Genomic DNA, 3,724 nt, shown 5'->3' on the forward strand with positions numbered 1-3,724 from the left:
ATCTCATGAGGGATAACAACGATCCCATGCTTATCGGCGTGGATAAGGTCGCCGGTGTTGACGATCAGGCCGCCGACCTTCACCGGTATCCCTGAATCCACAATATGGTTATAGGCGTGTGACGGCATAACATCAGCGGCAAAGAAATGAAAACCCAGGGCTTGGACTTCATCAAGGTCGCGAACGCCGCCGTCGGTAACCACGCCGAGGCAGCCCAGGGCCTTGTGGATGTTGGCGTTTACCTCACCCCAGAGACAGCCGATGGGCCGGGGCTGGTCGAAATCGTGAATAACCGCGACCCTCGGAGCCGGGGTGCTCAGGATGTTATCCCAGTGGGCCAAGACGGCGCCACGGTCCCGTTTGGCCGGGGCCTGGTCAGCGAGCATGGTCGCCGTGCAGGCGTATCCCACCATTGGCTTAAAATCCGGGAAAAGGCATTTGATCCCCAGCATAAAGCCCTGATTTCGAGGTCTGATATCAAAGGTTTCAATAGCATTACTGATGGCCGGTGTCGGCCACGCTCTAAGGGCCTCAAGTTCCGATTCAGACAGTGGTTCCATGTTCAATCCTTTCTGCTAAATATTGCTTAATCTCATATTCCCTCAAACGGAGTAAAATTATGAATCGCTATAAATGAGGTTCTTTCAGACCTGATCCCCGGCCCTTCCTTACCGGGGCGGTCACTGACCCGGCGTCCGTTTTATTGATGAACGGCAGCCTTTGCGGTCAGGTCAACGGGGCCGGCTGGGCCAACTCGGTCAGCCGGACGGGAAGGCTGTAGCGGTCTATATTCTCCTGGATTTTTTCCACGGTTTTGGCTGCAAGCGGGATTCCGGTCTTGAGTCTTTCCACCTCCATTCGTGCTTCCAGTTCGCCGGGGTAGAGCACATCTTTGCCTTCAAGGACCGGAGTCTCCTTTAAATACTTGATCATCCCCTCCAGCTCTGTCTTGAATAGAGGCAGGTCCCGGAACCGCTCCACGTCGAGGACAATCATCAAGGTACAGTTGTTAAAGACAGGAGAGTCGTTACAGCCAATATAACCGCCTCCGGTGAGCAGTCCGGCCAGGACCTCAACCATAAAGTTGAGTAAATATCCCTTGTATCCCTGCTTCCCGCCCAAAGGCAGAATGGCTCCACCCGCGTAAAAATCGCTGGGGTTTGTGGTGGGCCGTCCATCCTTGTCTATTAAAGTCTGTTCCGGTGCGGTTTGGCCTGTACCCAGCATGACCTGCAGCTTCCCCTCGGCATAGACACTGGTAGCCATGTCTAATACGATTGGATATTCTCGATCGCTGGGTATGGCCATGGCCATGGGGTTGGTGGCCATGCGGCGCGAGCTGCCTTCAAAGGGGGCGACCAAATAAATAGCCCCGCCGCAGGATGTGTATACCATCCCGATGCAGCCGGCCCCGGCGGCCGAGACAGCGTAATCGGCCAGCCGCCCGACGTGAAACAGATTAGTCACTCCGACCGCCGCAACGCCATTGGCCCGGCCTCTTTCTATGGCCGTGTTCATGGCCTTCTCAGCGGCTACCTGGCCATACGCCCTATTTCCGTTGATTACGGCGGTGGAGCCATGGTCCAGTAAGAAGTCAGGCACGGCGCCCGGTTTGATCAAATCTCTGCGGACCATTTGCATGTAGAGCGGTATGCGGATGACCCCATGGGAAGGATGGCCCGTGAGATCTGACTTGATTAGCCGGCTGGATACCAGATCGGCCTCTTCCTGCGGTGAGCCGCTGGCCTGGCAAAGATCATGGATCACCCGGCGTAATTGCCTCGAAGGAAAATAATATGTATCGCTCATTATTAATTCTTTCCAATGGCCTGTATTGGGTGTTTGTAAATTCTATACCTCACTACTGTCCGGTTAAGGTTTGAGTAATTTCATGAAATTACCTAGCACAAATGTCTTTAAATCAGCTATCTTCATTGTCTATTACCCCACTTTATGGTTATGTTTGGCTGTTCTAAGCAAGAGGTCATAGGAAAGACTGGAGACAGGATCTAAGGCCCATTTTACGGGAGATCCTTAACAATCGCATGGTTTCATAACTTATTTCATCCTGGGTTTTTGGAAATTAAGAAAAAAGAATACGGTTTTAAGAATTTATACTCAAAGATCTTTAAATGTCAACATGGATTGAGGACTGTGTTAAATAAGGAAAAGGGTAGGTCATTGTGGGGCGACATTATGATTAGGTTTTCTATTGCGGCTGCGGTAATTGTCCCTTTAAAAGAGGTAGGATCTAGGGGCCCTCGGGGATCACTGCCACTCGTTTCTCTTTTTCTCCGCTTTCCGCAATAGCTTGGTTAAGCTTAGTGAAGTCGTTGATTACCTCTATACAGGTCAGTCTCTCCTCTTCGGGTGTAAGTCCCTGAGTGAAGAGTCGAACCGTGCCTTTACGCATGGATTTGAGTTGCTCCTCGGTTTGCCATTCGTCAATGGCCTCGTAATATCGCAGATCAGAATGCAGGCGCTCTTCTTATCCTGAGCCTCCTCCTTGAGGGGCCGGCAGTTCACCGGGGAGTTCAGTGCTTCAGCCACTGCTTTTCGGGGGTCGTTCATTACTGGCATGGCCTTTTTGTTGATCACATCCACCTGCCAATCGTCGGGCAGTGCCAGAATGAGCCCCTGGAGGCCGTAACTCATAGTGACTTGCATAGCGCTCCCTTTCTAATCTGATCGCACTTAAGGATACTGCTGGTATTACGAATTTTTTCAATTGTTAAAGTACGCAAGAACCGGATGAACCATAAATAGAGAGTTTCAATCATTCCTGTCAAGTTTATTATCCCGTATGAAGTTAAGCGCGTCGCCCGGACCGGCGGCGCGATGAGAATGGGCCCCTACGGGTAGAGCTCGTCGGAGATGCATTAATAGACAGGAGGAAACTACAGTAATTTTTGACAGTGAGTGTCCAGAAATTGTTGACAACATTGCCTTTCATAAAGGATGATGAGCATAAATTCATTAGAAAAGGGGGTGTCCTGAACACAAGGGAGGTCTAGAAATGAAGTCTTTGTCAATCTTTAAGCCAAAAGGGGGATGAAAGATGAGTAAGAAGGGTAAAGACTTGACGCGAAGGGAATTTATGGAACTCAGCGCCGCCGGCGCTGCGGCCGCAATAGTAGGTGGACCGGCAGCCCTGGCCGCCCAGCCGAAACGAGGCGGGACTGCTATCTGTGGAACGGGGCTGTTGATGCAGACCCCGGACCCGCACAGATATGCCGGGGGGCTTATGAGAAACGCCGGGGCCCTCTGCTGGGAAGGGTTGACTCAGCCCATCTCCATGGCCGAACGCAACCGGATAAGAGAGGAGAAAGGTCCGGACGCAGTCCCGGACGTTCAGCCCATGATGGCTGAAAGCTGGGACATTGAGAAGGGCGGGACCAGGTACATTTTTCATCTTAAAAAAGGTATAAAATTCCACAACGGCAAGGAATTCGGGTCGGACGACGTGAAGTGGACCTGGGAACGAATAAAAGACCCGGTCCATATTGCTATGAACCGTAAGTTTCTAACCGACTACTTAGAGTCTATAGAAACACCGGATAAATATACAGTCGTGGCTAACCTGTCCAGGCCTTATGGCGCTTTTTTAATAGCAAACGCCTGGTGTAACACGGTCATCCTGCCCAAGGATTGTATGCCTCACGGGGTGATCTGGGGGGAGACCGCGAGCTTCAAGATGCCCACGCCTAGCCCTCCAGGAACCGGC

The 3,724-nt window shown here is 51.7% G+C and carries 4 protein-coding genes; 1 reads left to right on the top strand and 3 read right to left on the bottom strand.

Annotated elements, in window-relative coordinates; all coding sequences use genetic code 11:
- The 3 genes from JRI95_16570 to JRI95_16580 all read right to left on the bottom strand — a co-directional run.
- Positions 1–560 (bottom strand): RraA family protein (locus JRI95_16570; GenBank protein ID MBW2063158.1); only part of this gene is annotated, 560 nt, incomplete at its 3' end.
- 166 nt (positions 561–726) lie between these two features.
- Positions 727–1,809, bottom strand: coding sequence for an Ldh family oxidoreductase (locus tag JRI95_16575; GenBank protein ID MBW2063159.1), 1,083 nt, complete (start codon positions 1,807–1,809; stop codon positions 727–729).
- 543 nt (positions 1,810–2,352) lie between these two features.
- A complete protein-coding gene (locus tag JRI95_16580; GenBank protein MBW2063160.1) occupies positions 2,353–2,667 on the bottom strand; it encodes a DUF2088 domain-containing protein in 315 nt (104 codons plus the stop codon).
- A gap of 391 nt (positions 2,668–3,058) precedes the next feature.
- On the opposite strand from JRI95_16580, the gene JRI95_16585 reads away from it, so the two are divergent.
- Positions 3,059–3,724, top strand: a 666-nt coding sequence (locus JRI95_16585) for a twin-arginine translocation signal domain-containing protein (protein MBW2063161.1), incomplete at its 3' end; no start/stop codon positions are given.

The organism is Deltaproteobacteria bacterium (genome assembly GCA_019308995.1).
Taxonomy (GTDB): Bacteria; Desulfobacterota; Desulfarculia; order Adiutricales; family JAFDHD01; genus JAFDHD01.

What these genes read in the sequence shown, in the direction of transcription:
- JRI95_16580 (MBW2063160.1), bottom strand. Translation starts at nt 2,667, where the DNA reads ATGCAAGTCACTATGAGTTACGGCCTCCAGGGGCTCATTCTGGCACTG.
- JRI95_16575 (MBW2063159.1), bottom strand. Translation starts at nt 1,809, where the DNA reads ATGAGCGATACATATTATTTTCCTTCGAGGCAATTACGCCGGGTGATC.